At 73.6% G+C, this 26,651-nt stretch carries 21 protein-coding genes; 9 read left to right on the plus strand and 12 right to left on the minus strand.

The features are described 5' to 3' along the window. Positions 1 to 6 precede the first annotated feature (6 nt). The 9 genes from ACH45N_RS13470 to ACH45N_RS13510 all read right to left on the minus strand — a co-directional run bounded on the left by ACH45N_RS13470 (position 7) and on the right by ACH45N_RS13510 (position 12,138). Complete coding sequence (locus ACH45N_RS13470) at positions 7 to 1,125, minus strand: epoxide hydrolase family protein (protein ID WP_397394578.1); 1,119 nt, start codon at positions 1,123 to 1,125, stop codon at positions 7 to 9. A gap of 91 nt (positions 1,126 to 1,216) precedes the next feature. Then, positions 1,217 to 3,997, minus strand: a complete 2,781-nt coding sequence (locus tag ACH45N_RS13475) for a beta-L-arabinofuranosidase domain-containing protein (protein WP_397394580.1) — start codon at positions 3,995 to 3,997, stop codon at positions 1,217 to 1,219. Then, positions 3,990 to 5,432, minus strand: a complete 1,443-nt coding sequence (locus ACH45N_RS13480; protein WP_397394582.1) for an aminopeptidase P family protein — start codon at positions 5,430 to 5,432, stop codon at positions 3,990 to 3,992. Before ACH45N_RS13480 ends, ACH45N_RS13475 begins: the two co-directional genes overlap by 8 nt. After that, the gene (locus ACH45N_RS13485) at positions 5,429 to 6,742 is read right to left on the minus strand and encodes an alpha/beta fold hydrolase (RefSeq protein WP_397394584.1); all 1,314 of its coding nucleotides are present in this window, start codon (positions 6,740 to 6,742) and stop codon (positions 5,429 to 5,431) included. The genes ACH45N_RS13480 and ACH45N_RS13485 overlap by 4 nt, the downstream gene beginning before the upstream one ends. Further along, complete coding sequence (locus tag ACH45N_RS13490; RefSeq protein WP_397394586.1) at positions 6,739 to 7,590, minus strand: ATP-binding cassette domain-containing protein; 852 nt, start codon at positions 7,588 to 7,590, stop codon at positions 6,739 to 6,741. Before ACH45N_RS13490 ends, ACH45N_RS13485 begins: the two co-directional genes overlap by 4 nt. Then, complete coding sequence (locus tag ACH45N_RS13495) at positions 7,587 to 8,465, minus strand: ABC transporter ATP-binding protein (protein ID WP_397394588.1); 879 nt, start codon at positions 8,463 to 8,465, stop codon at positions 7,587 to 7,589. The genes ACH45N_RS13490 and ACH45N_RS13495 overlap by 4 nt, the downstream gene beginning before the upstream one ends. Beyond that, entirely contained in the window at positions 8,462 to 9,454 is a 993-nt protein-coding gene (locus ACH45N_RS13500; RefSeq protein WP_397394590.1) for an ABC transporter permease, read from the minus strand. The genes ACH45N_RS13495 and ACH45N_RS13500 overlap by 4 nt, the downstream gene beginning before the upstream one ends. After that, a complete protein-coding gene (locus ACH45N_RS13505) occupies positions 9,454 to 10,443 on the minus strand; it encodes an ABC transporter permease (protein ID WP_397394592.1) in 990 nt (329 codons plus the stop codon). The genes ACH45N_RS13500 and ACH45N_RS13505 overlap by 1 nt, the downstream gene beginning before the upstream one ends. 3 nt (positions 10,444 to 10,446) lie before the next feature. After that, positions 10,447 to 12,138 (minus strand): ABC transporter substrate-binding protein, encoded by a 1,692-nt coding sequence (locus ACH45N_RS13510; RefSeq protein WP_397394594.1) that lies wholly within the window; start codon positions 12,136 to 12,138, stop codon positions 10,447 to 10,449. Positions 12,139 to 12,456: 318 nt separating this feature from the next. On the opposite strand from ACH45N_RS13510, the gene ACH45N_RS13515 reads away from it, so the two are divergent. From ACH45N_RS13515 to ACH45N_RS13545, 7 genes are all read left to right on the plus strand, one after another. Next, a complete protein-coding gene (locus ACH45N_RS13515) occupies positions 12,457 to 13,137 on the plus strand; it encodes a GntR family transcriptional regulator (protein WP_397394596.1) in 681 nt (226 codons plus the stop codon). 79 nt (positions 13,138 to 13,216) lie between these two features. Beyond that, entirely contained in the window at positions 13,217 to 14,425 is a 1,209-nt protein-coding gene (locus ACH45N_RS13520) for an NAD(P)/FAD-dependent oxidoreductase (protein ID WP_397394598.1), read from the plus strand. Beyond that, the gene (locus ACH45N_RS13525; protein WP_397394600.1) at positions 14,422 to 14,790 is read left to right on the plus strand and encodes a (2Fe-2S)-binding protein; all 369 of its coding nucleotides are present in this window, start codon (positions 14,422 to 14,424) and stop codon (positions 14,788 to 14,790) included. The genes ACH45N_RS13520 and ACH45N_RS13525 overlap by 4 nt, the downstream gene beginning before the upstream one ends. Further along, on the plus strand, positions 14,787 to 16,292 hold the full coding sequence (locus ACH45N_RS13530; protein WP_397394602.1) for an FAD-dependent oxidoreductase: 1,506 nt from the start codon (positions 14,787 to 14,789) through the stop codon (positions 16,290 to 16,292). The genes ACH45N_RS13525 and ACH45N_RS13530 overlap by 4 nt, the downstream gene beginning before the upstream one ends. Then, the gene (locus ACH45N_RS13535) at positions 16,289 to 17,215 is read left to right on the plus strand and encodes a dihydrodipicolinate synthase family protein (protein ID WP_397394604.1); all 927 of its coding nucleotides are present in this window, start codon (positions 16,289 to 16,291) and stop codon (positions 17,213 to 17,215) included. The genes ACH45N_RS13530 and ACH45N_RS13535 overlap by 4 nt, the downstream gene beginning before the upstream one ends. Positions 17,216 to 17,286: 71 nt before the next feature. Next, positions 17,287 to 18,288: a proline racemase family protein gene (locus ACH45N_RS13540; protein WP_397394606.1), complete on the plus strand. Its 1,002-nt coding sequence runs from the start codon at positions 17,287 to 17,289 to the stop codon at positions 18,286 to 18,288. A 30-nt stretch (positions 18,289 to 18,318) separates the two neighbouring features. Beyond that, a complete protein-coding gene (locus tag ACH45N_RS13545) occupies positions 18,319 to 19,812 on the plus strand; it encodes an aldehyde dehydrogenase family protein (protein ID WP_397394608.1) in 1,494 nt (497 codons plus the stop codon). A gap of 175 nt (positions 19,813 to 19,987) precedes the next feature. Here ACH45N_RS13545 and ACH45N_RS13550 read toward each other — a convergent pair whose 3' ends face one another. Together ACH45N_RS13550 and ACH45N_RS13555 are read right to left on the minus strand one after the other, a co-directional pair. After that, positions 19,988 to 21,145 carry an epoxide hydrolase family protein gene (locus ACH45N_RS13550; protein ID WP_397394610.1) on the minus strand — a complete coding sequence of 386 codons (1,158 nt, stop codon included), beginning with the start codon at positions 21,143 to 21,145 and terminating at the stop codon, positions 19,988 to 19,990. Between the two features lie 90 nt (positions 21,146 to 21,235). Then, positions 21,236 to 21,601, minus strand: a complete 366-nt coding sequence (locus ACH45N_RS13555) for a VOC family protein (RefSeq protein WP_397394612.1) — start codon at positions 21,599 to 21,601, stop codon at positions 21,236 to 21,238. 110 nt (positions 21,602 to 21,711) lie between these two features. On the opposite strand from ACH45N_RS13555, the gene ACH45N_RS13560 reads away from it, so the two are divergent. Next, positions 21,712 to 22,680, plus strand: a complete 969-nt coding sequence (locus ACH45N_RS13560) for a helix-turn-helix transcriptional regulator (RefSeq protein WP_397394614.1) — start codon at positions 21,712 to 21,714, stop codon at positions 22,678 to 22,680. 83 nt (positions 22,681 to 22,763) lie between these two features. Here ACH45N_RS13560 and ACH45N_RS13565 read toward each other — a convergent pair whose 3' ends face one another. Further along, the gene (locus ACH45N_RS13565; RefSeq protein WP_397394616.1) at positions 22,764 to 23,213 is read right to left on the minus strand and encodes a MarR family winged helix-turn-helix transcriptional regulator; all 450 of its coding nucleotides are present in this window, start codon (positions 23,211 to 23,213) and stop codon (positions 22,764 to 22,766) included. Positions 23,214 to 23,395: 182 nt separating this feature from the next. Here ACH45N_RS13565 and ACH45N_RS13570 point away from each other — a divergent pair, with 182 nt between their 5' ends. Then, positions 23,396 to 26,626, plus strand: a complete 3,231-nt coding sequence (locus tag ACH45N_RS13570) for an efflux RND transporter permease subunit (protein ID WP_397394618.1) — start codon at positions 23,396 to 23,398, stop codon at positions 26,624 to 26,626. Positions 26,627 to 26,651: the final 25 nt, after the last annotated feature.

The raw sequence follows: 26,651 nt of genomic DNA on the forward strand, positions 1-26,651 counted from the left end.
ACCGGCTCAGCCGCCGTCGACCGAGCGGACGAACTCCCGCACGCGCGCCGCCATCTCGCCGGGCACCTCACCGGCCGTGAAGTGGCCGCCCTCCGGCAGGCGGTCGAACACCCGCAGGTCGAGGTAGTGGCGGCGCGCGAGCGACTCGGGGTAGGTGGCCTCGTGCCGCTGCACGAGGACGGCCGCCGGCACCGTCGTCGGCGGGATCGGGTCGGGCTGGTCGGCGCCCTCGTAGTAGGGGCGGAACGACGACGCGATGGTCTGGGTGGCCCAGTAGATCGTCGCCTCGGTCAGGATGCGGTCCCGCGAGATACGCCGCTCCACCGCCCGCGGGTCGCCGGGCGGGGTGTCGCTCCACTCGACGAGCTTCTCGGTCAGCCACGCCAGCAGGCCGGCCGGGGAGTCGTTGAGGGCGGTCGCGAGCGTGTCCGGCCGGGTGGCCTGGACGTGCCCGTACGCGCCGTCGGTCTGGTGCCGCGCGGCGATGCCGTCGAAGAACTCCCTGACCTCGGGGTCGTCGAGCGCCGCCCGCTCCGACAGGGTCGGGAAGTGCGCGTGCGTGGCGACGATGCCCGCCACGTGCTCGGGGTACCGGGCGGCGACGAGGTCGCTGACGTTCGCCGTGACGTCCTCGCCGTAGGTGAAGTACCGCTCGTAACCGAGCACGTCGGTCATCAGCGCGTGCATCGTGGTGGCCAGCCGCTTCTCCGACATCTCGCCGTCCGCGTACGGCGTCGAGAACGCGAAGCCGGGCAGGCTCGCGACCACCACGTCCATGTCGGGCAGCAGGTCGGCGAAGTCGAGCTGCAGCGCGAAGGTGTGCGGCCACCCGTGCAGCACGAGCAGCGCGGGCGCGTCGGGCTGCTCCGACCGGAGGTGCACGAAGTGCACGTCCGCGTCCCCGACCTCGGCGAGGAACTGCGGGTGGCTGTTGAGCCAGGCCTCGCGCGCCCGCCAGTCCCAGCTGATCCAGTGGTCGACGAGCTCGCGCAGGTAGCTCGACGTCATGCCCGACGGCGGTCGCCGGGGCGAGTCCTCGGGGATCCTGCTGCGTGCCAGACGCTCGCGCAGGTCGCCGAGGACCTGGTCGGGGACGTGCACGGTGAAGGGCCGGGGCTCGCTCATGCCACGACGTTAGACGCCACCACTGACATCGCCGCGCCGACCACACCTGTCAGACGTACAGGTCACCCGGGTGACCTGTACGTCTGACACGTCACTCGGCGTTCGCGGGCGGGAGCACCAGGGTGCGGACCGGCTCCTGGTTGCCCGCGCGGTCGGTCGCGGCGAACTCGATCACCTGGGGCGCGTCGAACAGCGCCCGGCTGAACGGCTCGGCGAACGTGGCCCAGAACGTGTCCGGGCCCTTCCACCGGATGCTGTCCACGCCGGAGACGTCGTCGACGGCGGTCAGGTTGATCTCGACGCCCCGCGGGCCCAGGCGCTTGGTCGTCACCTGGGTTCGCGGCGGCGTGGTGTCGACGCTGACCTCGCGGACGACGCGCCGTTCCCGGCCCGCGTCGTCGACGGCGCGCGCCGTGACGGTGTGCACGCCGTCGGCCAGCACGAGCGGGGTCCGCCCCGCGGGCGCCCACGGCCCGTCGTCCACGCGGACCTCGACGTCGGGTTCGCCGGCGTCGGCCCGCGCGGTGACGGTCAGCTCCGCCGGCCGGAGGTACCAGCCGGTCACGCCGGGCGCCGCGGCCGGGACGATCTCGACGCGGGGCGCGGAGCCGTCGTGCGCGGCGGTCGGCGCACGCGACAGGAGGGCGGCCTCCTCGGCCCGCGCCTCCTCGCGCCCGGCGTCCTCGTCCTCCCGCCCGACGGCGGACCGCGCCGCCGCCACCAGCACCTGCCGCCCCTCCGCGGCGCTGATTAGCCCGAGCCCCACGAACTCGTGCGCCGTGCGCAGCACCGCCTCGAGAAACGTGCCCCGGTCGGCGAACCCGCCGTCCGCCCACAGGACGTCCAGAAAGGTCCGTCCGTCCGCACGCGCCGCGTTCGGCACGCCCGAGTCAGCCGCCGGGTCCGCCCCCGCGAACGCGATCCGCGCGTCGGCCCGGCGCAGGTACATGTGGTACCGGGCGTCCGAACCGGACCAGGTCGGCTCCAGGACGAGGTCGCCGAGGTGCCACGTGCCGTCGTCGGCCCGGGTGAGCGGGGCATCGAGGGTGCCGTCCAGCCGCCGCCACGTCGCGGCCTCGACGGGCAGCCAGGTCGTGGCGGCGCTGCGGGCGAGCAGCACCGTCGGCCCGAGCTCCAGGGTGACCACCGACGTGTCGTCGAGGGCCGGGACCTCGCGCAGGGTGAGCGGCATGTCGATCTCGACGACGGTGCCGGGCCGCCAGTCCCGCCGCAGGACGACGTACCCGCCGTCGGCCCGGACGGACTGCGGCTCGCCGTCCACCCGTACGCCGAACGTGTCAGACGTACAGGTCCCTCCAGGGACCTGTACGTCTGACACGGGGGAGTCCGCAACCCAGGCCGGCACCCGCAGGCGCAGCTCCAGGTCGCCCGTCGCGTCGACCTCGATCCGGCTGCCGCCCTCCAGCGGGTAGTCCGTGCGCTGCACCAGCCGGACGCCGGCCTCCGGCCAGCTCGCCGTCGAGGCCACGTAGAGGTTGACCCACACGGTCCGGGCGGCGTCGCCGGACGCACCCGCGGCTGACCGGAAGTACACCGAGTCCTGGTACTTCACGTGGTTCTCCAGCCCGGTACCGCCGCAGCACGTGCCCACGTTGTCCCACTCGCGCAGCGCCCCCGGGTGCACGGGGAACATGTACGTCACCTCGGGCGAGTCGTCCGAGTCGACGTCGCGCCGCGAGCCCAGGACCTGGTTGGTCACGGCCCGCTCGTAGTAGTCGGCGAACCGCGCCTCGCCGGTGCGCTCAAACAGGGCGCGGGCGATCTTGAGCATGTTGTAGGTCACGCACGTCTCGGCGTTCCGGTTGCCGATGTCGCCCGCGACGGCGCCCGCCGGCCCCCACAGCTCGTTCTCGCCGGAGCCCCCGTGCGCGTAGGTGCGGCCGGGCACGAGCATGTCCCAGAGGTGCACGACGGCGTCCGTGTAGCGGGTCTCCCCGGTCAGGTCGCCGAGCGCGAGGTAGCCGAGCAGCGTCGCGGCGTGCTGGTTGGCGTGCATGCCGTCCAGCTCGTCCCGGCCCGCCGCGGCGAAGTCCAGCAGCGTGTCGAGGTCGAACAGCCGGGCGGTCTCCACGAAGACCGGGTCACCGGTCAGCATCGCGAGGTCGCACAGCACCTCGTTCATGCCCCCGGCCTCGCCCGCGATGTACAGGGCCCACATGGCCGCCCGCTGCTCGGCCGGCAGCACGGACAGCCGCCCGTGCACCCAGCGCCCCATCGCAGCCGCCACGTCCAACGCCACAACAGAGCCCGTGTGCCGGTGCGCGTCGAGCAGCCCCGCCATGATCTTGTGGCACGTGTAGTACGGCGCCCAGATCTCGCCGTAGGGCGCCAGGCCCTCCAGCCGCGAGAACTGCCACTCGCCGTACGCGGCCAGGAACCCCGGGTGGCTGTAGCGCCCGGTCGCGGCCAACGTCTCCTGGACCTCCCGCAGCCCCTCGACCAGCGCGTCGACCTTGGCCCGCAGCTCGGCCCGCACCGCGGCGTCATCCGCGCCGCCTGCCGCGAGCGCCAGCATGGACAGGAAGTGCCCCGCGTAGTGGCCGCGCAGCAGGTTCGCGGTGGGTGCGGCCTCGCGGCCGGGGTAGTCGTCGGGGCCCCAGGCGTCCTCGTCGGGGTGGCCGAAGTCCTCCCAGCCGCCCGGCGGTCGCGCGCCGCGCGTGTCCAGCCCGGCGTTCGCGCGGAACACGGCGAGCAGCCGGTCCACCGGGTAGACGCGGGCCAGGTGCAGCATCTGGTCCCGCGCCCGCGTGAAGATGCCGCCCGTCAGCGCGACGTCGGCGAGCGGGAACGGCTCGGCGACGCGCGCCCCGGGGGCGACGCGGCGCGGCACGGACAGCACGGCCTCAGGCATCGCCGAGCCGCTCGCTGGTCCAGCGCTCGATGCCTGCGGCGTCGATCGGCAGGGCGCCGGAGAGCACCTCGGCGCCGTCGGCCGTGACCAGCAGGTCGTCCTCCAGCCGCACGCCGATGCCGCGCAGCTCGGGCGGCACGGTCTCGTCGTGGGCGTGGAAGTACAGCCCGGGCTCGACGGTCATGACCACGCCGGGGGCCAGGGGAGCGGCCTGGTAGGCGGGGTAGTCGGAGTGGGCGCAGTCGTGCACGTCCAGGCCGAGGTGGTGGCCGATGCCGCAGACCAGCCAGCGCCGGTGCTGCTGCCCGCCCGGGGAGAGCGCCTCGTCGACGGAGACGTCCAGCAGCCCCCAGTCGTGCAGCCCCTGCGCGATGACCTCCATGGAGGCGTAGTGGAAGTCGAGGTACTCGACGCCGGGCCGGATCTGCGCCATGCCGGCGCGGTGCGCCTTCTCCACCAGGTCGTGCACCTGGCGCTGCACCGCGCTGAAGGTGCCGGACGGCGGGATGGTGCGCGTCACGTCGGCCGTGTACAACGAGTTGGCCTCGACGCCCATGTCGAGCAGCAGCGGCATGTCGGGCAGGATCGGGCCGTCGCACCGCACCCAGTGCAGGGTGGGGGCGTGCGGTCCGGAGCCGACGATCGTGGAGTAGCCCGGCCCGTTGCCGAACGTGCGGGCGTGCCGGTCGAACGTGCCCTGGAGCCACCGCTCGCCCAGCCCGTCAACCGCGCGCGGCACCTCGCGGGCCACGGCGTCGAACCCCGTCACGGTGTGGTCGATGGCCTCGCGCAGCTGCGCGATCTCCCAGTCGTCCTTGATCATCCGCAGGTCGGACAGTGCCCGCGCGAGGTCCTCGGACGGCTTGAGGCCGAACCGGCGCACCAGGTCGTCGTCCACCGACGGCGAGGCGAGCGCGCCGTCGAGCGTGTCCAGGACGCCGTCGAGCGCGGACCGCGGCTTCACCGCGATGCCGCACGCCTCCGCCCAGGCTGCCAGGTCCGGGGAGGGCCCTACCCACAGCTCGCCGTACGCCGCGTTCGCGAAGAAGTCGCTCTCGCCCGGCCGGGCCGGCGGGGGCAGGTACAGCGTCGCGTCGTGCCCGCCGTCGCTCGCCCGCAGCACCAGGACGCCGTCCTCGGCCTGCGTGCCCGTGAGCCACACGAAGTCGCTGTCCGCGCGGAACCCGTACATCGCGTCGCCGTTGCGCAGCGGCGCGCGCCCGGCGCTGACGACGGCGTCGCGCGCGCCGATGCGCTCCGACAGCCGGCGGCGGTGGTCGGCGGCCGCCTCCGGCGCCCCGGGGATCACGGGGACGACGACGTCGGGCGCGCCCCAGCCGCGGGCCATGTGGGCGTTGAACGCCGGGCTGTCGGCCAACCGGGGTGCGCGGGTCCCCGCGTACGGCGGCCGGCCGGTGGTGTCGTGCGTGCTCATCGGATCTCTCCTCCTCGGTCGCGGACCAGCTCACGCAGGCGCTCCAGCACGCGTGCGTCACCGATCCCGTCGTGCTCGTACTCGTTGGTGACCCAGGCCTGCGCCGACCCGACCCGCGAGAGCGTGTCGAGCTGCAGGCCGGAGTCCACGAACATGTCGTCGTGGTAGACGATCGCCGCCAGGGGCACCTCGTTCGCGGCCAGGCGGCCCAGGTCGTACAGCGGTGACCACTCCTGGCGCGCCGCCAGCTCGTGCACCGCGCCCGCGAACGGGCGCAGCAGCCGGATCTCCTCGAACATCCACGGGAACGCCATCTCGCCCGTGAACAGCAGCGGACGGCGGTCCGGGTCGAACTCCGGGTGCCGGTCGCGCTCCGCCTGTGCCGCCCAGCCCGTGGGGCCGTTGCCGCCGTGCCCGTAGATCGACTCCTGCAGCGTCCAGAACAGCGGGCCGTCCGCCTGCGCGGTGCGGACCATCGCCTCCTGGAGGAACCCGGCCGAGAGCCGGCCCGGCGCCGCGAACGCCTTCTCCACGAACCAGTGCAGCCGCTCCGGCCCCGGCTTCATGCCCAGGTCGATGCCCATGGACTGGAACCGGTGCACCGTCAGCACGTCGCCGTCCGGCAGCAGGACGTCGCCCTGCGCGAGCCGGTCCGCGATCGCCGCCACCGCCTCGACGTCGGCCGGGTAGCGCCGGTAGAACTCCGCCGTCCTGCCGGCCACCCGGCCGAACGTGCGGCGGTAGACCTCCGCGGCGTCCGGCGGCGTGCCCGGGATGCCGCCCGCGACGTAGCAGGCGCGCAGCGCCTCGGGCGCCACCGACAGGTACGTCAGCGTGATCCAGCCGCCGAAGCTCTGCGCCAGCGTGGACCACGGCCGCCCGCCGTACACCTGACGCCGCACGTCCTCCAGGTCCGCGACGATCGAGTCGGCCCGGTAGCACGCCAGCAGGTCGGCACCCTCGCGCGCGCTCAGCCCGGCCAGCGCCTCGCCGTCCAACGGCGAGCTGCCGCCCGTGCCGCGCTGGTCCACGAGCACCACACGGTGGTCGCGCAGCGCCACGTCCAGCCAGCCGTCCCGGCGCAGCGGCCGCGGGTTCGCGCCGCCCGGCCCGCCCTGCAGGTACACGAGCAGCGGCAGGTCCTCCTCGCCCCGCGTCGGGTCCACCAGCTCGCGGACCAGCAGCGACACCTCGCCCGCCAGCCGGCCCGACCGGTCCAGCGGCACCGCGAGACGGCGCTCGCGGACGCCGATGCCCGGCAGCAGGTACGTGGTCCAGGGCTGCCCGGCCGGGTCCGTCCCCGCGCTCATCGTGCCCCCTCCGCGGCGAGCGCCGCGTTGCGGCGTCGGGCCGCCTCCCACTCGGGGCGGATGCGGGGCACGGCGTCGAGCAGCTTGCGCGTGTACTCGTGCCGCGGCGCGTCGAAGACGGCGTCGCGGTCGCCCTCCTCGACGATCCGGCCCTGCGTCATCACCGCGACCCGCGTGGCGATCTGCCGCACCACGGCGAGGTCGTGCGCGATGAACAGGTAGGTCAGGCCCTCCTCGCGCTGCAGGTCGCGCAGCAGGTTGATCACCTGCGCCTGCACGGAGACGTCCAGGGCGGAGACGGCCTCGTCGCACACCACGACGCGCGGCCCGACCGCCAGCGCGCGGGCGATGCCGATGCGCTGCGCCTGGCCGCCGGAGAACTGCGCCGGGTACTTCTGCGAGTGGTCCGGGTCGAGCCCGACGCGTTCCATGAGCGCCCGCGTGAACGCGCGTGCCCCGCCCGGGATGCTCCGCTGCTGGTAGAGCAGGGGAGCGGTGATGATGCGCTCCACGGTGTGCCGCGGGTTGAGCGAGGAGTACGGGTCCTGGAAGACGACCTGCACGTCGCTGCGGAACCGGCGCAGGTCGGCGCGGCCCAGCCGGGTCACGTCCTCGCCGTCGAGCTCGACGGTGCCGGAGGTGGCGTCCAGCAGCCGGGCGGCCAGCCGCGCCGTCGTCGACTTGCCCGAGCCGGACTCGCCGACCAGGGCGAGCGTGTCGCCCGCGGTGATCTCGAAGCTCACGTCGTCCACGGCCCGGAACGTGTCCGGACGGCGCAGGATGCCGCCCGTGCCCAGTACCGGGAACTCCTTGACCAGGTGCGTGGCGCGCAGCAGGGGCGTGCTCATGCGGGGCCTCCGTTCGTGGTGTGCTGCGGCGGGTCGTCGCCGGCGCCGCCGGCGGGCGCGGCCGTGACCGCGCGCAGCTCGCCGATCTCGTCGTCGATGCGCGGGACGGCGTCGAGCAGCGCCCGGGTGTAGGCGTGCCGCGGGTCCGTGAAGATCTGCTCCACGGCGCCCCGCTCGACGCACACGCCGTCCTTCATGACGACGATGTGGTCGGTGACCTCGCTGACCACGGCGAGGTCGTGCGTGATCAGCACGAGGCCCGTGCCGGTCTCGCGCCGGATCTCCTGCAGCAGGTCGAGGATCTGCGCCTGGACGGTGACGTCGAGCGCCGTGGTGGGCTCGTCGGCGATCAGCAGCTCGGGCTCGGTGCTCAGCGCCATGGCGATCATGACGCGCTGGCGCATGCCGCCGGAGAACTGGTGCGGGTAGTGGTCCACGCGCCGGGCGGCGTCGCGGATGTGCACCCGTTCCAGCGCCTCGATCGCGACCCGCCGGGCCACGCGCCGCGTGGTGCCGGGCCGGTGGGCGCGGTAGGCCTCCTCGATCTGCAGCCCGACCGTGTAGTACGGGTTCAGGGAGGAGAGCGGGTCCTGGAAGACCATGGCGACGCGGTCGCCGCGCACGCGGCGCAGCTCGGCCTCGGACATCCCGACGAGCTCCTGGCCGCCCAGCCGCACGCTGCCGGTCCTCCGCGCGGCCCGGGGCTGCAGCCCCATGATCGCCAGGCTGGTCATGGACTTGCCGGAGCCGGACTCGCCGACGATGCCCAGCGCGCCGCCGGACTCCAGGTCGAGGTCGAGCGAGCGGACGGCGTCCAGCGGCCCGCGCGGGGTGGGAAAGGTGACCGTGAGGTCGCGCACCTGCAGCAGGCTCATGCGTTCACCCGCACTCTCGGGTCGATGGCGGTGTAGACGACGTCGACCACGATGTTGCCGACGACGACGAGGAACCCGGCGAGCAGCGTGACGCCCATGATCACCGGCTGGTCGTTGCGGGCGATGGAGTCGGCGGCCATCTTGCCGACGCCGTTGATGCCGAAGACCGTCTCGGTGATCAGGGCCCCGCCGAGCAGGCCTGCGAAGTCCATGCCGAAGATGGTCACGATCGGTGTCAGGGCGGGCCGCAGCGCGTGCCGGCGCCAGACCAGCGGCTGGGCCAGGCCCTTGGCGTAGGCGGTGCGCACGTAGTTCTCGCGCAGCACGTCCAGCACGTTGGCCCGGGTCAGCCGGGTGTAGACGGCCGCGTAGCCGACGGCGAGCACGATCCACGGCATGACGAAGTTGGCGAACCACTGCCCCGGATCGTCGGCGAAGGCGACGGCCTGCGGGAACGGCAGCCACTGCAGCTTGACCACCAGCACGTACTGCAGCACGAGCGCGAGCACGTAGTTGGGGATCGACATGCTGGTCAGCGTCAGGCCGGTGGTGAACCGGTCGAGGAACGTGCCCTCCTTGACGGCGCTGAGCAGGCCGCCGGCCAGCCCGGCGAGCAGCCACAGCACGGCGGCGCCCACGGCGATCGTCGCGGAGACCGGGAGGCGCTGGATGATCATGTCCCACACGGCCTGGCTCGACTGGAACGAGTAGCCCAGGCACGGCGCGGCGCAGTCGACGGCGCCGACGCCCTCGCCGTACGTGCGGCCCGCGAAGATGCCGACGACGAAGTGGAAGAACTGCGTCCAGAACGGCTGGTCCAGCCCGAGGTTGGCGCGGATCTGGTCGATGACCTCCGGCGTGCAGTTCTTGCCGCAGATCTGCACCGCCGGGTCCGGCGACAGGGCGAAGAAGACAAGGTACGTGAACAGGCACACCAGCAGCAGCACGCCGAGGCCGGAGGCGACTCGGGTGATCAGGAACCGGGGCATCAGCGGCCCTCCTGGGCGTCGACGACGGCGCGCAGGCGGTCGCCGAGCACGGTGAACGAGAGCACGAGCAGGAACAGGCACGCGCCGGGGAAGACGAAGTACGCGGGGTCGACGGCGTACCACTTCACGGACGCGGCGATCATCTGGCCCCAGCTCGGCGCCGGGGGTACCACGCCGACGCCGAGGAAGGACAGGCCGGCCTCGGTGCCGACGTAGCCGGGCACCGCGAGGGTCGCCATCACGATGATGGTCGAGCGCAGGTTGGGCAGGATCTCGCGGAACACGATGCGGGTCCCGCTCGCCCCGGCGGCGCGCGCCGCCTCGACGAACTCCCGCTGCGCGAGCGACATGGTCTGCCCGCGCACGATGCGCGCCAGGTAGGGCCAGCCGAACACGGAGATGACCACCACGAGCAGTGCGGACCGGTTGCCCGCCGGCAGGGCGGAGAGCACGGCGATCATGAAGATCAGCGCCGGGAACGCCATGAGGAAGTCCATGACGCGCGAGATCACCAGGTCGACGCGGCCGCCGAAGTAGCCGGCCACGAGCCCGAGGGAGACGCCCAGCACGGTGGTCAGGGCGGTGGCGGACAGCGCGATGCTCATGGACACCCGCGCGCCGTAAACGATGCGGGCGAAGATGTCGCGCCCGCTGCCGGGTTCGACGCCGAACCAGTGCTCGGCGCTGACGCCGCCCCACGGGCCGATCGGCATACCGCCGAGGTTGGGGTCGATCGCAGTCTGGTCGAACTCGTACGGGGTCCAGCCGCTGACCGCGGTCAGGACGGGCGCGAAGATCGCGACGAGCGTGACGAGCACGATGTAGCCGAGGCCGAGCATCGCGCCGACGTCACGGCGCAGGGCCTGCCAGGTACCGCCGGCACCCGCCCGGAGGGCGCCGGCGGCTGGTGCCGCCGGCGCCTCGGAGGTGTCGTCGGTCCCGGCCTCGACGGGCTGGGCCGTCGTCAGATCGGTCGGGAAGGACGTCATGGATCAGCCCTTCTCGGGGTCCTTGAGGCCGACACCGACGTAGTCGATGCCGCCGCTCGCGGCGTTCGCCGAGGAGTACAGCCCGGTGACGTTCTCACCCGGGAGCAGCACCGTCTTGGCGACCATGAGCGGGACGATCGGCGCCAGCTCGAGGATCTGCTCGTCGAGGTCGCCCCACTGCTCGTTCGCGGCGGCGATGTCGGTCATGGCCCCGATCTCGTCGATCCGGGCGTTGACGTCCTCGTCGTCGAGCTGGGCGAGGTTGGAGTTGCCCTTCTCGTAGATGTTGCGGCCGTCGAACAGCGGCGGGATGAAGGTCGCCGCCGACGACGCCCAGTCCGGGCACCAGCCGGTGATGGCGGCGTCGTGCTGCTGCGACGGGGTGCCGATGGTCTCGTAGTAGGTGGACGTGTCGATCAGGTTGAGCTCGACGGTGATGCCGATGCGCTCGAGCGACTGCTGGATCGACTCGGCCTGGGCCTGCATCGACTCCTGCGAGCGGATGTCGAGGGTCAGGGTGAACCCGTCGGACAGGCCGGCCTCGTCGAGCAGCTTCTTGGCGGCCTCGACGTCGCCGGTGCCGTCCGCCGACGGGTACAGGTCGAAGTCCTTGTGACCGGCGACCGCCGGCGGGATGATCGTCGTGGACGGGGCACCGAGCTGCGTGCCCCCGCTCGCGTTCACGATGGAGCTGCGGTCGACGGCGTAGCTGATCGCCTGGCGCACCCGGACGTCGTCGAGCGGCTTCTTGGTGGTGTTCAGGCCCATGTAGGTGGTGCAGATGCCGTCGAACTGCAGCACGCGCTCCTGCAGCTGCGGCGTCTGCAGGCGGGGGAGCGTGGCCGGCTGGATGTTGCCGGCGATCGCGTTGACGTCCGCGCCCTGCCCGGCGATCAGGCGCTCGTCGATGGTGGCCGGGTCCAGGCCGATGGTGAACTCCCAGCCGTCCGGCTTCGCGGCGCGCACCTCGTCGGTCGCGGCGTCCCAGTTCTCGTTGCGCGTCAGCTTGATGGTGCTGCCCGGCACGTACTCGGCCAGCTTGTACGGCCCGGAGGCGACGATCTCGTGGATGAACTCGTCGCCGGCGCCGCTGCCCTCGGGGAACGGGGTCGCGTTGACCTGGGAGACCACGGCGTCGAACTCGGGGAACGGCTTCTTCAGGTGGAAGACGATCGTCTTCTCGTCCGGCGTCTCGATCGTCGGCAGGTCACCCGTCCTGTACGGGCCCTCGTAGTCCTCGGGGGCGTCGATGACCTGCTTGAGGTACGGCGAGCCGATGCCGATCGCCGGGTCCCAGGCGCGGGAGATGCCGAACTTGACCTCGGCGGAGGTGATCGGGTCGCCGTTGTCGAACCTCAGTCCGTCCTGGAGCGTGTACGTCCAGGTGAGGCCGTCGTCGGACACCTCACCGAGGGACTCGGCCAGGTCCGGGACGATCGCGGTCGGGTCGTCCGCCGAGCCCGGCGCGGACGTCGTGAGCTGGCGGTAGACCAGCCGGTAGAAGTTGTTCACGCCGCCGTCCCAGCCTCGGGCCGGGTCGAGGTAGGAGAAGTCGGCGTTCTGCAGCACCTGCACGGTGCCGCCCTCGGCGGGCTCGGCCCCGAAGCCGCCGCCCGAGGAGGAGGCGTCCTGGCTGCCGCCGCCGCACGCGGCGAGCGCGAGCGTCGCGGCGACCGCGACGGCTGCTGTCGTCATCCGATGGAACTTCACGATGTGGCCCTTCGATCAGTGACGCGGGTGCGTCGGGTGGTCTGCGGTACGGCCCCGGCGCGGCCGCGGTCGTCGTCGACGCGGCCAGCCTTCGATATGTGATGCGTGATATGTTACTGAGACGGTACAGGGATGTCGATGGGGTGATTGTAAACGTCGCGTTTCGGCGGGATGACGCCAGTTTTGGCGGGCGAAAGACCGGCGAACCCGCCCGTGCTCAGGTACCCTCTGGCGGCATTGACGACGGGTTTCCTGTCGTGTGTAATATTCTACTGTCGAAGCCTGACACCCCTGGAGAGCATCATGAGCTCAGTTTCACCGACCCCGTCGGTCCGCCGTCTGGCACCGGTCGCGAGCCTGCGCGAGCAGGTGCACCGCGCGCTGGTGGCCGCGATCGTCGCGGGCGAGCTGGAGCCCGGCGAGCTGGTCTCCGTGCCCACGCTCGCCGCACGCTTCGACGTGTCCGCGACCCCCGTGCGCGAGGCCGTGCTGGACCTGGAGCGCCGCGGCTTCCTGGAGGCCGTGCGCAACAAGGGCTTCCGGGTCACGCGCGTGAGCGACCAGACGCTGCGGCACGTCGCCGCCGTCCGGCTCGTGATCGAGCCCGTCTGGATGGAGCGGCTCGCCAAGTCGTTCCCCGTGGGGCAGCTGGGGGAGTTCCGGGCGCTCGCCGACGAGATCGTCGAGGGCGCGCGCACGGGCGACCTCATTGCCTACCTGCAGGCGGACCAGGCGTTCCACCTGCGGCTCATGGGGCTGCTGGGCAACCCCGTGGCCGGCGAGATCGTGGCCGACCTGCGCGACCGCGCGCGGCTGCTCGGGCTCTCCACGATGGTCGCGGGCGGCACGCTGGCCGCCTCCGCCCAGGAGCACCACGAGCTGCTCGACCTGCTCGCGGCCGGCGACGGCCCCGGCGCGAAGGCGCTGATGGAGCGGCACATCGGGCACTCGCTGGGCACCTGGGCGGGCAAGCCGGAGGACTGAGCAGGGCGGCCCGGCGTCGGGCCGGCAGAGCAGCGGGACAGTGACAGCACAGGACGACGGAGCGACGAAGGGGGTGGACGTGGCAGCGGACGTGGTGATCGTCGGCGCCGGGATCGTGGGCGCCGCGTGCGCGCGCTCCCTGGCGCTGGCCGGAGCGAGCGTCGTGGTGCTCGACCGCGGGGCCGCGGCCGCCGGTACCAGCGCGCACGGCGAGGGCAACCTGCTGGTCTCGGACAAGGGCCCGGGGCCGGAGCTGGTGCTCGCCCAGGAGTCGCTGTGCCGGTGGACGGCGCTCGCCGCGGAGCTGGCCGACGAGCTCGGCCCGCGGTTCCCGTCGGTCGAGCACGACGCCAAGGGCGGCGTGGTCGTAGTGGCCTCCGACGCCGCCCTGGCGGGGCTGCGCGAGTTCGCCGCGGGCCAGCGCGGGTCCGGTGTCGAGGCCGTCGAGGTGACCGGGGACCAGGCCCGGGACCTCGAGCCCGACCTCGCGCCCGGCGTCCTGGGCGCGATCCACTACCCGCAGGACGCCCAGGTGCAGCCGGTCGCCGCCGCCGAGGCGCTGCTGGCGTCCGCGCGCCGGGCCGGCGCCGTCGTCCGCACGGGGGTCGAGGTGACCGGGCCGCTGCTGGGGGCCGACGGACGCCTGACCGGCGTCACCACCACGCGGGGCGACGTCGCCGCGGGAGCCGTGGTCGTGGCGGCCGGCCCGTGGTCGGCGGACGTCGCGGAGCGCCTCGGCGGCTGGGTGCCCGTGCGGCCGCGCCGCGGGACGGTGCTCGTGACCACGCCGATGCCGCAGCGCATCCACCACAAGGTGTACGACGGCGACTACTTCGCCGCCACGCAGTCCGCGGGCGCGGAGCTGCAGACGTCCGCCGTCATCGAGTCGACGCGCGGCGGCACCGTGCTGATCGGGTCGAGCCGGGAGCAGGTCGGCTTCGACGAGCGGTTCAGCGCGGAGGTGCTGGCGCAGATGGCGCGCCGGGCCGTGGTGGTCTTCCCGTTCCTCGCCGAGACCAACGTGATGCGCTCCTACCTGGGCTTCCGCCCGTACATGCCGGACCACCTGCCCGTGATCGGCGCCGACCCGGCGCTGCCCGGGCTGTGGTTCGCGACCGGCCACGAGGGCGCGGGCGTGGGCCTCGCGCCCGCGACCGGCGACCTGGTCGCGGCAGGTCTGCTGGGCACGGCGCCCGCCGTGGACCCGCGCCCGTACGCGCCGGACCGGCCCACGCTCCTGACCCTGCGCCCGCTGCCCGAGCACGTTCACGAGGGAGCACGACCATGACGTCGCGCCGTGTCCCGGCCGCCGCCGACCCGGTGCGGCCGGGTCCCGACCGGCCCCTGACGATCTGGGTCGACGGCGAGCCCGTCACCGGTACGGCCGGGCAGACCATCGCGGGCGTCCTGCTGGGCGCCGGACGGCGCCAGTGGCGCTCGACCGGCCAGAGCGGCGCGCCGCGCGGCGTGTTCTGCGGCATCGGCGTGTGCTTCGACTGCGTCGTGGAGCTGAACGGCCTGCGCGACGTGCGGGCCTGCCTGCGCCGCGCGCAGGACGGCGACGTCGTGGCGCGGCAGGGCGAGCGCCTCGGCGAGCCCGGCGGGCCGGGCGGGCCTGCGGACGCGCACGACGGACCGGAGGGGGCCCGATGAGCGGGGTGAGTGCGAAGCACGTCGTCGTCGTGGGCGCGGGCCCGGCGGGTCTCGCGGCCGCGCGCGCCGCCGCCGACGCCGGGGCGCGGGTCACGGTGCTCGACGCCGCCGACGTGCTCGGCGGCCAGTACTGGCGGCACCTGCCCGCCGAGCGCCCGGCCGGGCGCGAGCACCTGCTGCACCACAACTGGGACACGTACCGCGCGCTGGTCGACGCCCTCCGGGCGCACCCCGCGGTCACGGTGGTCCCGACGGCGCAGGTGTGGTCGCTGGAGCAGGTCTCCTCCCCGGAGGAGGTGTCCTCGCCGGGGCGGCCGGACGGCGGCGTCCGCCTGAACGTGCTGGTCGGGGAGCCCGACGGCGCCGGACGCGCGGCCCGCACGTTCGAGCCCGACGCCCTCGTGCTCGCGACCGGTGCCCACGACCAGACCCTCCCGTTCCCCGGCTGGCAGCTCCCCGGGGTCTACTCCGCGGGTGCGGCGCAGGCGCTGGCGAAGGGGGAGCGGGTCGCCGTCGGGCGCCGCGTCGTCGTCGCCGGGGCCGGACCCTTCCTGCTGCCCGTGGCCTCCTCACTGCTGCGCACCGGCGCCACCGTGCTCGGCGTGCACGAGGCGAGCCGGACCGGCTCGCTGGCGCGCGGCTGGCTGGACCGGCCCTGGGAGCTGGCCGGCGCCGTCGGCAAGGCCGGCGAGCTCGCGGGGTACGTGGGCGAGCTGGTGCGCCACCGCGTCCCGTGGCGCCCCGGCGAGGCCGTGGTCGCCGCGCACGGCGACGGCCAGGTCGAGGCCGTCACCATCGCCCGGCTCGACGCACGCTGGGCGCCGGTGCCGGGGACGGAACGCCAGGTCGAGGCCGACGCCGTCGCGGTGAGCCACGGGTTCACGCCGCGCCTGGAGCTGGCGGTCGCGGCCGGGTGCGCCCTCACGCCGAACCGGTTCGTGGTCGTGGACGACGCCCAGGCCACGTCCGTGCCGGGCGTGTGGGCCGCCGGCGAGATCACCGGGATCGGCGGGGCCGACGCGGCCCTGGCCGAGGGCGCCGTCGCGGGCACGGCCGCGGCCGGGGGCGACCTCGGCTCCGGGGCTGCCGCCCACGCGGTCCGGGCCCGCGACCGTGCCCGGGCCTTCGCCGCCCGGATCGAGGCCGCCCACGGCATCCGTGGCGGCTGGGTGCGCTGGCTGCGCGACGACACCGTCGTCTGCCGCTGCGAGGAGACCACCTACGGCCGCGTGCGCGAGGTCGTCGAGCTGACCGCCTCGCGCGAGACCCGCTCCGTGAAGCTCACCAGCCGTGCCGGGCTCGGCCCGTGCCAGGCGCGCATGTGCGGCCGGACGCTCCAGGAGCTGCTGGACGACGGCGGGTCGGACGGCGCGCCCGGCGTCGACCGCCGTCCGGTCGTGGTGCCCGTGCGGCTCGGCGACCTGGCCGCGCTGCCCTCTCCCTCCACCTCACGTCCCACCGCTACGTCCCACAGCATCGCAACCACAGGAGACCTGACATGAACCAGCGATTCGACCTCGGCGGCGTCATCGTCGCCACCACCCTCGCCTTCACGCCGGACGAGTCCGCGCCGGCCGGGCTGGCCGTCGACTACGAGAAGTTCGCCGCGCACTGCGACTTCCTCATCGAGAACGGCTGCCGCGGCGTCGGTCCGAACGGTTCGCTCGGCGAGTACTCCTCGCTCACCGACGACGAGCGCCGCAAGGTGATCCAGACCGCCGTCCAGGCGGTGGACGGCCGCGGCCTCGTCGTGGCCGGCGTGCACGGCGTGGGCTCGCACCAGGCCAGGCACTGGGCCGAGCTCGCCGCCGAGGACGGGGCCGACGGCGTCCTGCTGCTGCCGCCCACGATCTACCGGGCCAACCGCTCCGAGGTGATCGCGCACTACGCCGCCGTGAACGAGGTGGGTCTGCCGATCATGATCTACAACAACCCGATCGACACCAAGGTCGACCTCACGCCGAGCATCCTGGCCGAGCTGGCCCAGCTCGAGAACGTCGTGGCCGTCAAGGAGTTCTCGGGCGACGTGCGCCGCGTGCTGGAGATCAAGGAGCTGGCGCCGGACCTCGACGTCATCGCGGGCGCCGACGACCTGCTCTTCGAGTCGCTCGTGGCCGGCGCGGTCGGTTGGTTCGCCGGGTACCCCAACGCGTTCCCGCGCGAGGCCGTCGAGATCTACACCCTGGTCACCGAGGGCAGGATCGACGAGGCGCGCGAGCTGTACCGCCACCTCGTGCCGGTGTTCCGCTGGGACTCACGCACCGAGTTCGTGCAGGCCATCAAGCTCTCGATCGACATGGCCGGACAGAGCTACGGTGGGCCCACCCGTCCGCCGCGCGGCCCGCTGTCCGCGGAGCACGAGGCGCAGGTGCGCAAGGCGACGGAGGCGGCGCTCACCCACATCGCCTCCCGCACCCCCCGCTGAGTGCTGGCTATCTGCGCGATCGAAAGGATTCGACAGCGCAAATGTCCAGCACTCAACGAGAAGGAGGAAGCATGCGTTCCAGCAGGACCATCACCGCCGTCGACTCGCACACGGAGGGCATGCCCACGCGCGTCGTCACCGGGGGCGTGGGGCCCATCCCCGGCGCCACGATGAACGACAAGCGGCTGTACTTCATGGAGCACATGGACGAGCTGCGGCACTTCCTGATGGACGAGCCGCGGGGGCACGGCGCGATGAGCGGCGCCATCCTGCAGCCGCCCACCCTCTCCGACTGCGACTGGGGCGTCGTCTACATCGAGGTGTCCGGCTGCCTGCCCATGTGCGGCCACGGCACCATCGGCGTGGCCACGGTGCTGGTCGAGACGGGCATGGTGGACGTCGTCGAGCCGGTCACCGAGATCCGGCTCGACACGCCCGCCGGGCTCGTCGTCGCGAGGGTCGCCGTCAGCGACGGCCACGCCGACGCCGTGACCATCGAGAACGTGCCGAGCTTCGTCACCGCCCTCGACCAGGAGGTCGAGGTGCCGGGCTACGGCGCCGTGCCCTACTCCATGGCGTTCGGCGGCAACTTCTACGCCCTGGTCGACCTCGACGACCTGGGGCTGCCGTTCGACCGGGAGCGTCAGCAGGACCTGCTGTCCGCCGGGCTCGCCATCATGGACGCGATCAACGAGACGGCGAAGCCCAAGCATCCCGAGCTCGACGGCGTCGAGGGCTGTCACCACGTCGAGCTGATCGCCCCCGGCTCGGACGCCCGGCACTCGCGCCACGCCATGGCCATCTACCCGGGCTGGTTCGACCGGTCGCCGTGCGGCACGGGGACGTCGGCCCGTATGGCGGAGCTGTGGGCGCGCGGCGAGCTGGCCCTGGACACCGACTTCGTCAACGAGTCGTTCATCGGCAGCCGGTTCGTCGGCCGCCTCGTGGGGGAGACGACGGTCGCGGGTGTGCCCGCCGTCCTGCCCACGATCACCGGGCGGGCCTGGGTCACGGGCACCGCCAACTACCTGCTCGACCCGAGCGACCCGTTCCCCACGGGTTTCGTCTTCTGACCTGCCTTTTTGCCTTCGATGAGGAGCCCCATGACCGCCACCGCGGCGTCCGACCTTGACCGCACCGTCGACGACGTGGCCCGCCGCGCCGCCGAGGCGTTCGCCGGGCTGTCCCGGGCCACGCCCGCGACCCGCGCCGAGGGTCTGCGCCGCGCCGCTGCGGCCCTCGGCGACCACGCCGACGAGCTCGTCGCCACAGCCCAGGTGGAGACCGGCCTCGCCGAGGCCAGGCTGCGTGGCGAGCTCAAGCGGACGCAGGTCCAGCTGCGCCTGTTCGCCCGCGTCGTGGAGGACGGCGGCTACCTCGACGTCCGCATCGACGAGGCCGACCCCGACTTCGTGCTCGGTCCCCGCCCCGACCTGCGCCGCGCGCTGTGGCCCGTGGGGCCCGTGGTCAACTTCGCGGCCAGCAACTTCCCCTTCGCGTTCTCCGTGGCGGGCGGCGACACCGCGGCGGCGCTCGCGGCGGGCTGCCCGGTGATCGTCAAGGCGCACCCGGGCCACCCCCGGCTGTCGGAGCGCACGGCCCGCATCGTGGCCGGAGCGCTGGTCGAGGCGGGCCTGCCGGAGGACACGCTCCAGCTCCTCACCGATCAGGACGCCGGGGTGGCTCTGCTGGAGCACCCGGCGGTGCGGGCCGCGGCGTTCACCGGGTCGCAGCACGTGGGCCAGCTCCTGGCCGCCCGGGCCGCCGCGCGGCCCGACCCGATCCCGTTCTTCGGCGAGCTCGGCAGCGTCAACCCCGTGCTGGTCTCGGCGGCGGCCCTGGCGGAGCGCGCGGACACGCTGCTCGCCGGGTTCGTGGCGAGCGTCTCCGGCTCGGCGGGCCAGCTCTGCACCAAGCCGGGCTTCCTGCTGGTCCCAGCAGGCACGGCGTACGACGCCGCCGTGGTCGCCGCCGCGGCCGACGTGCCCGAGCACCGGCTGCTCAACCCGTCGATCGCCGACGGCTACGAGCGCCGCGTCGGCCAGGCGCTGGCCGTGGACGGGGTGCGCGTGGTGCGTGCCGGCGGCTTCCGGCGGGACGCCGACGGGCAGGCCTGGGTGACGCCGACGTTCGTCTCGGTGTCGCTGGACGTGCTCCGTTCTGCCGGGGAGGCGCTGCTCGACGAGGTGTTCGGGCCGTTCTCCGTGATCGTGGAGTACCCGGCCGGGACCGACCTGGCCGCCGTCGTCGGCGAGCTGTTCCCCGGCAACCTCACGCTCACCCTGCACCTCGGCGCGGGGGAGACCGGCGCGGAGCAGGGCACGCTCGTGACGGCGCTGGGACGCCACGCCGGGCGGGTGCTGCTCGGCGGCTGGCCCACGGGCGTGGCGGTGACGCCCGCGATGCAGCACGGTGGTCCTTCGCCCGCGACGACGACGGACGGCACGTCGGTGGGCACCGCCGCGATCGGCCGGTTCCTGCGCGGCATCACGTACCAGGACGCGCCGCAGGAGCTGCTACCCGCGCCGCTGCGCGACGACAACCCCTGGGGCGTGCCCCGGACGGTGTCGCCGCGGGGTGCGTCGGCGGAGTGGTGAGGTCGGCAGAGCGGGCCGGCGGGGGGGGGTGTGGTTCCGTGGGGGCCCGGCGGGGGCGCGCGTCCCGCCCGGTCGGCAGTTTGCTTCGAGGTCGGCACAGGCCTGTGCCGACCTCGAAGCAAACTGCCGACTTTGTGGCGCAAACTGCCGACCTGGGAGGCGGGGGTCGACCGGGTCAGGCGGTGCGGTACGGGCGGAAGAAGTCGCGGAGCTCCTGGGCGTACAGCTCCGGCTCCTCGAACGCCGCGAAGTGCCCGCCGCGCGCCGGCTCACCCACGTACACGGTGTGTGCGGTGCGCTCCAGCCAGGCCCTCGGCGGGCGCACGATGTCGCCCGGGAACAGGGAGAACCCGGACGGCACCTCGACGCGGCGCGTGAGCTGCCGGGCCGGGATCGCGCCGTTGGCGTGGTACATCCGCATCGACGAGCCGATGGTGCCCGTGAGCCAGTAGATCGTGATGTTCGTCAGGATCTCGTCGCGGGTGTAGGCGTCCTCCAGGTCGCCGAAGCTCCAGGCCTTCAGCTTCTCCACGATCCACGCCGCGAGCCCGGCGGGCGAGTCGTTGAGCGCGGCGGCCACGGTCTGCGGCTTGGTGCGGTGCAGGGCGCCGTACGCGCCCTCGGTCGCGCTCCACGTGGCGGTCTCGGCGAACCAGGCGCGCTCCTCGGCCTGGAGCGTCGCCGGGTCTCCGGCGAAGACCGGGAGCCCGCCGTCCGTGCGGTGCACGGCGACCAGGCGCTCCGGGTGGTCCAGCGCCAGGTACCGGCTCACGTGACTGCCGATGTCGCCGCCCGCCGCGCCGAACCGCTCGTACCCGAGCACCGTCATGAGCGAGGCCCACAGCCCCGCGACGGCGACCGAGCTCAGCGGTGCACCCCGCGGCCGGTCCGAGTACCCGAAGCCCGGCATGTCCGGGACGACGACGTCGAACGCGTCGGCCGGATCGCCGCCGTGCGCGCCCGGGTCCGTCAGGAGCAGCACCACCTTCGAGTACCGCCAGAACGAGTCCGGCCAGCCGTGGCTGAGCACCAGCGGCAGCACGGGGCCGGACGGCGCGACCGCGCGGGCGTGCACGAAGTGGATCCCCAGCCCGCCGACCGCCGTCCGGAACCGGGGGAGCCGGGCCAGCGCCGCCTCCTGGGCGCGCCAGTCGAACCCGTCCGCCCAGTACGCGACGAGCTCGCGGAGGTAGTCGAGATCGGTGCCCAGCGACCACCCGACGTCCTCGGGGGCGTCGGGCCAGCGCGTCGCCAGCAGCCGCGCGCGCAGGTCCTCGATCGCCTCCGGCGTGGCCTGCGGGGCGAACGGCTCAGGGGCGGTGGTGTCCGGCACGGCACACACCCTACGTGCGGCCCGCGCGCGCGGCGCGCCGCCGTCGTGCAACCGGCACGACGGCGGCGGCGGCACGGGACCGCCGACCGGTCAGTCGGTGGGCGAGACGCGGATCAGGTTGCCGTCCGGGTCGGCGACCACGAACGTGCGCCCGAAGACCTCGTCGTGCGGCTCCTCGACCACGGTGACGCCCTTCGCGACCCACGCCGCGTAGACGTCGTCGACCGCGGCGGCGGACCGGGACACCATCAGGCCCACCTCGAACGACCGCGGGGTCTGCGCGGAGAGCCCGTCGGCCTTACCGCTCCACAGTGCGAACAGCACGCCGGGCGCGACCTCGAAGGGCACGTAGCGCGGCGCGCGCATGACCGGCTCGATCTCGAACAGGTCGGCGTAGAACGCCGTGGCGCGCTCGACGTCGGTCACGTAGACGAGGAAGAGGTTGGGTGCGGGCATGGGTTGCTCCTTCCGGGATGCCGCCGACGTTCGGCGACGGACCTACGCTCGCGGGATAATGCGACAGAACCTGTCAGGTTCAGCTCGCCACGACCGACCGGAGCGAAGGAATGACCTCGGCACAGCGCCTCATCGGCCTGCTCGGCGCCCTCCAGGCGCGGCGGCACACCACGGCGGAGGCACTCGCGGAGGAGTTCGGCGTGTCCACCCGCACGGTGCTGCGCGACATCCAGAAGCTCGTCGACGCCGACATCCCCGTGCTCACCGAGCGCGGGCGGTACGGCGGCATCAGCCTGCTCCCGGGGCAGCAGGTGGACCTCACGCGGCTCACGACGTCGGAGGCCGACGTGCTCCGCGCCGTCGGCGTCGACCTCGACCGTGCCAAGGCGCTCGGCGCGGAGACGGCGGCGCGCGCCGCGGTCGGCAAGTTCGCGACCCGGCCCGGCGCGCCCCCGGCGCGGTCCGGGGCGACGCCGCTCTCCCTGGCGGACGTCGTGACGGTCGAGAACCGCGCCTGGTTCGCGCCGCGGGAGCCGCGCGGGGCGCCCGACGTCGCCGCGCTCGCGCGCGACCTGCGCCAGGCCCGGCGGCTCCGCGTCACCTACCGCCGGAGCGGGGAGCGCGCGGCCGCCGACCTGGTGGTCGACCCGTACGGGCTGCTGCTGCGGGTCGACCGCTGGTACCTCGTCGCGGACGTCGACGCGGCGCCCCGGCTGTTCGCGCTGACCCGGCTGGACGGCTGGGCGCTGCTCGACGAGCCGCGCCGGATCCGCGACGTCGCCCTGGAGGACGTCGCGCGCGGGCTCGGGCAGGCGCTGGAGACGCGGCACGAGATCACGGTCACCGCCCTGCTGGACGCCGACGGCGTGGACCTGGCCCGCCGCATCCTGGGCTCACGGCTGCGCACGGTCGGGCCGCCGGACGCGTCGGGCCGGGTGCCGATCACCGTCGCCTACGCCCAGGTCCAGGCTGCCCGGCAGCTCCTCCAGTTCGCCGACCACCTCGAGGTCACGGGCCCGCCGGAGGCCCGCGCGCTCGTCCGGCGTCTGGCGGAGGAGACCGCCCGCCGCCACACCTGACCGCCACCGCGTCGTTGAGTGCTGGGTATTTGCGCTTGCACGGGCCGCGGAAGCGCAGATGTCCAGCACTCAACGAGGGAGGTTCAGGGTGCGAGCCGGCGGGTCGCCTCCAGCAGGGCGCGGGTGCCCTGGGTGAGCGCCCGGAGGTCGTCGACGTCGAGCAGGTCGATCAGGTCGGGCGGCAGGTCGTCCTCGAGCGCGACGATGCGGCGGATCGCCTCGCTGCCCTTCTCCGTGCTGGTCACGCGGCGCACCCGCCCGTCGTCGGGGTCCGGTGTGCGCACGACCATCCCGGCGGCCGTGAGCCGGTCGAGGATCCCGGACACCGTCGCGGCGGACACGCCGAGCGCCTCGGCGAGCCGCTGCGGCGTCGAGTCGCGGTCCACCTGCACCAGGGCCAGCGCTCTGAGCTGCTGCACCGTGAGGTCCGTCTCCAGCAGCGGCCGGAGCCGGGAGGCGAAGAACGCCTCGCCCAGCCGGTGGTGCAGGTCGGCGAGCTCGGCGGCGAGCTGCGCGCGGGTCTGGTCGGTCACGGGGTGACTTTAGTGGTCCGCGGGTGGTGCGAGAACCGGAGTTGCGTCGCGGGAACCCGGGCATGATCCTTTGCGTTAGGCAAAATACTGCGCCGACGGAGTCGTGGGACCCCGGCGTGAACCCCAGATCTGGAGGCAGTGTGTTTCGTCTTGCCCGAATGTCGCTCGCGAACCGTGCCCTCGTGGCACTCGCGACGGTCGCCGTCTTCGTCGTCGGCATCTTCAGCATGGGGCAGCTCCGTCAGGAACTCATACCGTCCCTGAACGTGCCCGTCGTGGCAGTCACCGCGGTCTACCCGGGCACGGCGCCCGAGATCGTCGCGGAGCGCGTCACCGGCCCGATCGAGACCGCCGTCGAGGCGATCGACGGCGTCACGGGCGTGACCTCGACGGTCTCCACGGGGGTCTCGATGACCACCGTCGAGCTCGAGTACGGCACCGACATCGACGCGGCCAGCCAGGAGATGACCTCCGCCGTCGGGGGCCTGTCGGACCTGCCGGACGACGTCGAGCCCGACGTCATGGCCGGCTCGTTCGACGACCTGCCCGTGGTGCAGCTCGCGGTGTCCGGCGACGGCAGCGAGCGGGAGCTGACCGACACGATCGACTCCGTGCTGGTGCCCGAGCTCTCGGGCATCGCGGAGGTCCGCGACGTCACGGTGACCGGCACCACCGAGCGCCAGGTCGTGATCGAGCCCGACGACGAGAAGCTTGCCGCCGCGGGCCTCACCGCCGCCCAGCTCTCGTCCCTGCTGCAGGACAACGGTACGGTCACGCCCGTCGGCTCGGTCACCGAGGACGGCCGCACGAGCAGTGTCCAGGTGGGCACCACCGTCAGCACCGTCAAGGAGCTCGAGAGCCTGCCGATCGTCCCGGCCGCGGGCTCCGCGGGAGCCGGCGGGGCAGGTGCGGGAGCAGCCGGCGCCGGTGCGGCCGGGGGCGCCCCGGGCACCACCGGCGAGGCGCCGAACACCGAGCAGCCGACCACCGAGGCCGGCCCCGCCGCCGTCGTGCACCTGGGCGACGTCGCCGAGGTGAGCGTCAAGGACGTCGAGCCCACCTCCTTCTCGCGGCTGGACGGCGAGCCGTCCCTCGCGATCGCGCTGACCAAGACGCCCGACGGCAACACGGTCGACGTGTCGCACGCCGTGCAGGACGTGCTGGCCGACGTGCAGGACGAGCTCGACGACGCGGGCGTGAGCACCGCCGTCACGTTCGACCAGGCGCCCTTCATCGAGGAGTCGATCGAGGGCCTGACCACGGAGGGCGGCCTCGGCCTGCTGTTCGCGGTGCTCGTGATCCTGGTGTTCCTGGCCTCCCTGCGGGCCACGCTGGTCTCCGCGATCTCGATCCCGCTGTCGCTGGCGGTGACGTTCGCGGCGATGAACCTGACCGGCTACACGCTGAACATCCTCACGCTCGCGGCCATGACCATCTCGATCGGGCGCATCGTGGACGACTCGATCGTGGTGATCGAGAACATCAAGCGGCACCTGTCCTACGGCGAGGACCGCGTCGACGCGATCGTGACCGCCGTCCGCGAGGTGGGTGCGGCCATCACCGCCTCCACGGTCTGCACCATCGCCGTGTTCGCGCCGATCGCGCTCGTGGGCGGCATGGCGGGGGAGCTGTTCCAGCCGTTCGCCGTCACCGTCGCGATCGCCATGGGCGCCTCGCTCGTCGTGGCGCTGGTCGTCGTGCCGGTGCTCGCGTACTGGTTCATCAAGGTGCCGGTCTCGGCCGACGGCGGCGTCGCGATGCGCGAGGCCGCCGAGCTCAAGGAGCGCCGCGGCATCTGGCAGCGCGCCTACGTGCCGTCGCTCGCGGCCGCGCTGCGCCACCCGGCGGTCACGCTGACGGTCGCGGTCGCGCTGCTGGGCGGGACGCTCGCGCTGGTGCCGCGCATGGAGACCAACTTCATCGGGGCCGCCGGCCAGGACACGCTGTCGGTGACCCAGGAGTTCGAGCCGGGCACATCGCTGGAGAACCAGGACGCGGCGGCCAAGGAGGTCGAGGACGTCCTCGCCGGCGTCGACGGCATCGCGACCGTGCAGACCACGGTCGGGTCGGCCGACGGCATGGCCGCCGCCTTCGGCATGGGTGGCGGCGGGAGCAGCGCGTCGTTCGCGATGACGCTGGACGAGGACGCCGACGGCGAGGTGGTGCAGGACGACGTCCGCGAGGCGCTCGACGACGCCACCCTGGACGGCGAGGTCACCGTCGCGGCCGGCGACTCCGGCTTCTCCAGCACCACCGTGGACCTGGTGGTCACCGCGCCGGACGCCGACGACCTGGCCGCCGCCGCGAGCGACGTCGAGGACGCGGTCACGGACCTCGACGGCGTCGAGAGCGTGACCAACAACCTGGCCGCCGAGCAGTCGACGGTGCAGGTGACGGTGGACCGCGACGCGGCGGCCGAGGCCGGGCTGACGGAGGCGACGGTCTCCGGCCTGGTGGCGGGCGCGATGAACGAGATGAGCATCGGCACCGTGGACCTGGACGGCGCGTCGCTCGACGTCGTCGTCGCGGGCGACGTGCCGGCCACGACGGCCGAGATCGAGAAGATCGACGTGCCGACGGCGGCGGGCGTGGTGCCGCTGAGCGACCTGGTGACGGTCGAGGAGGTGTCGGCCCCGGCGTCGGTCACGCGGGTGGACGGCGAGCGCAGCGCGACCGTCGCGGTGACGCCGGCAGGTCAGGACCTGGGCACGCTGACCACGGCCCTGACCGAGGAGATCGACGGGCTGGACCTGCCGAACGGCGCCGAGGTCGGCGTGGGCGGCGTGGCCGCCGACCAGGCCGACGCGTTCGCGGACCTGGGCCTCGCGCTGCTGGCGGCGATTCTCATCGTGTACCTGGTGATGGTGGCGACGTTCCGCAGCATCGGGCAGCCCCTGATCCTGCTGGTCTCGGTGCCGTTCGCGGCGACGGGCGCCCTGCTGGCGCTGCTGCTGACGGGCACGCCGCTGGACGTCGCGGCGCTGATCGGCGTGCTGATGCTGGTGGGCATCGTCGTCTCCAACGCGATCGTGCTGATCGACCTCATCAACCAGTACCGGGCCGACGGGCGGCCGCTCGACGAGGCGGTCCGGGAGGGTGCGCGCCAGCGCCTGCGGCCCATCGTGATGACGGCGGCCGCGACCATCCTGGCGCTGACCCCGATGGCGTTCGGCCTGACGGGCGGCGGTGCGTTCATCTCGCAGCCGCTGGCGCTCGTCGTGATCGGCGGGCTCGTGTCCTCCACGCTGCTGACGCTGTACGTGGTGCCGGTGATCTACACGCTCTTCGAGCGGCGCTCGGAGGGCAGCACGCCCAAGCGCGCCGCCAGGGCCGCGCGGCGGGCGGAGAAGGCCCAGGTCAAGGCGGCCGAGGCCGCGGCGGTCGCGCAGCGGCTGGCGGCGGACGCGGGGTAGCCGACGACGCCTGACCGCCCCGGTG

The sequence above is a fragment of the Promicromonospora sp. NPDC019610 genome, from assembly GCF_044389365.1.
Taxonomy (GTDB): Bacteria; Actinomycetota; Actinomycetes; order Actinomycetales; family Cellulomonadaceae; genus Promicromonospora.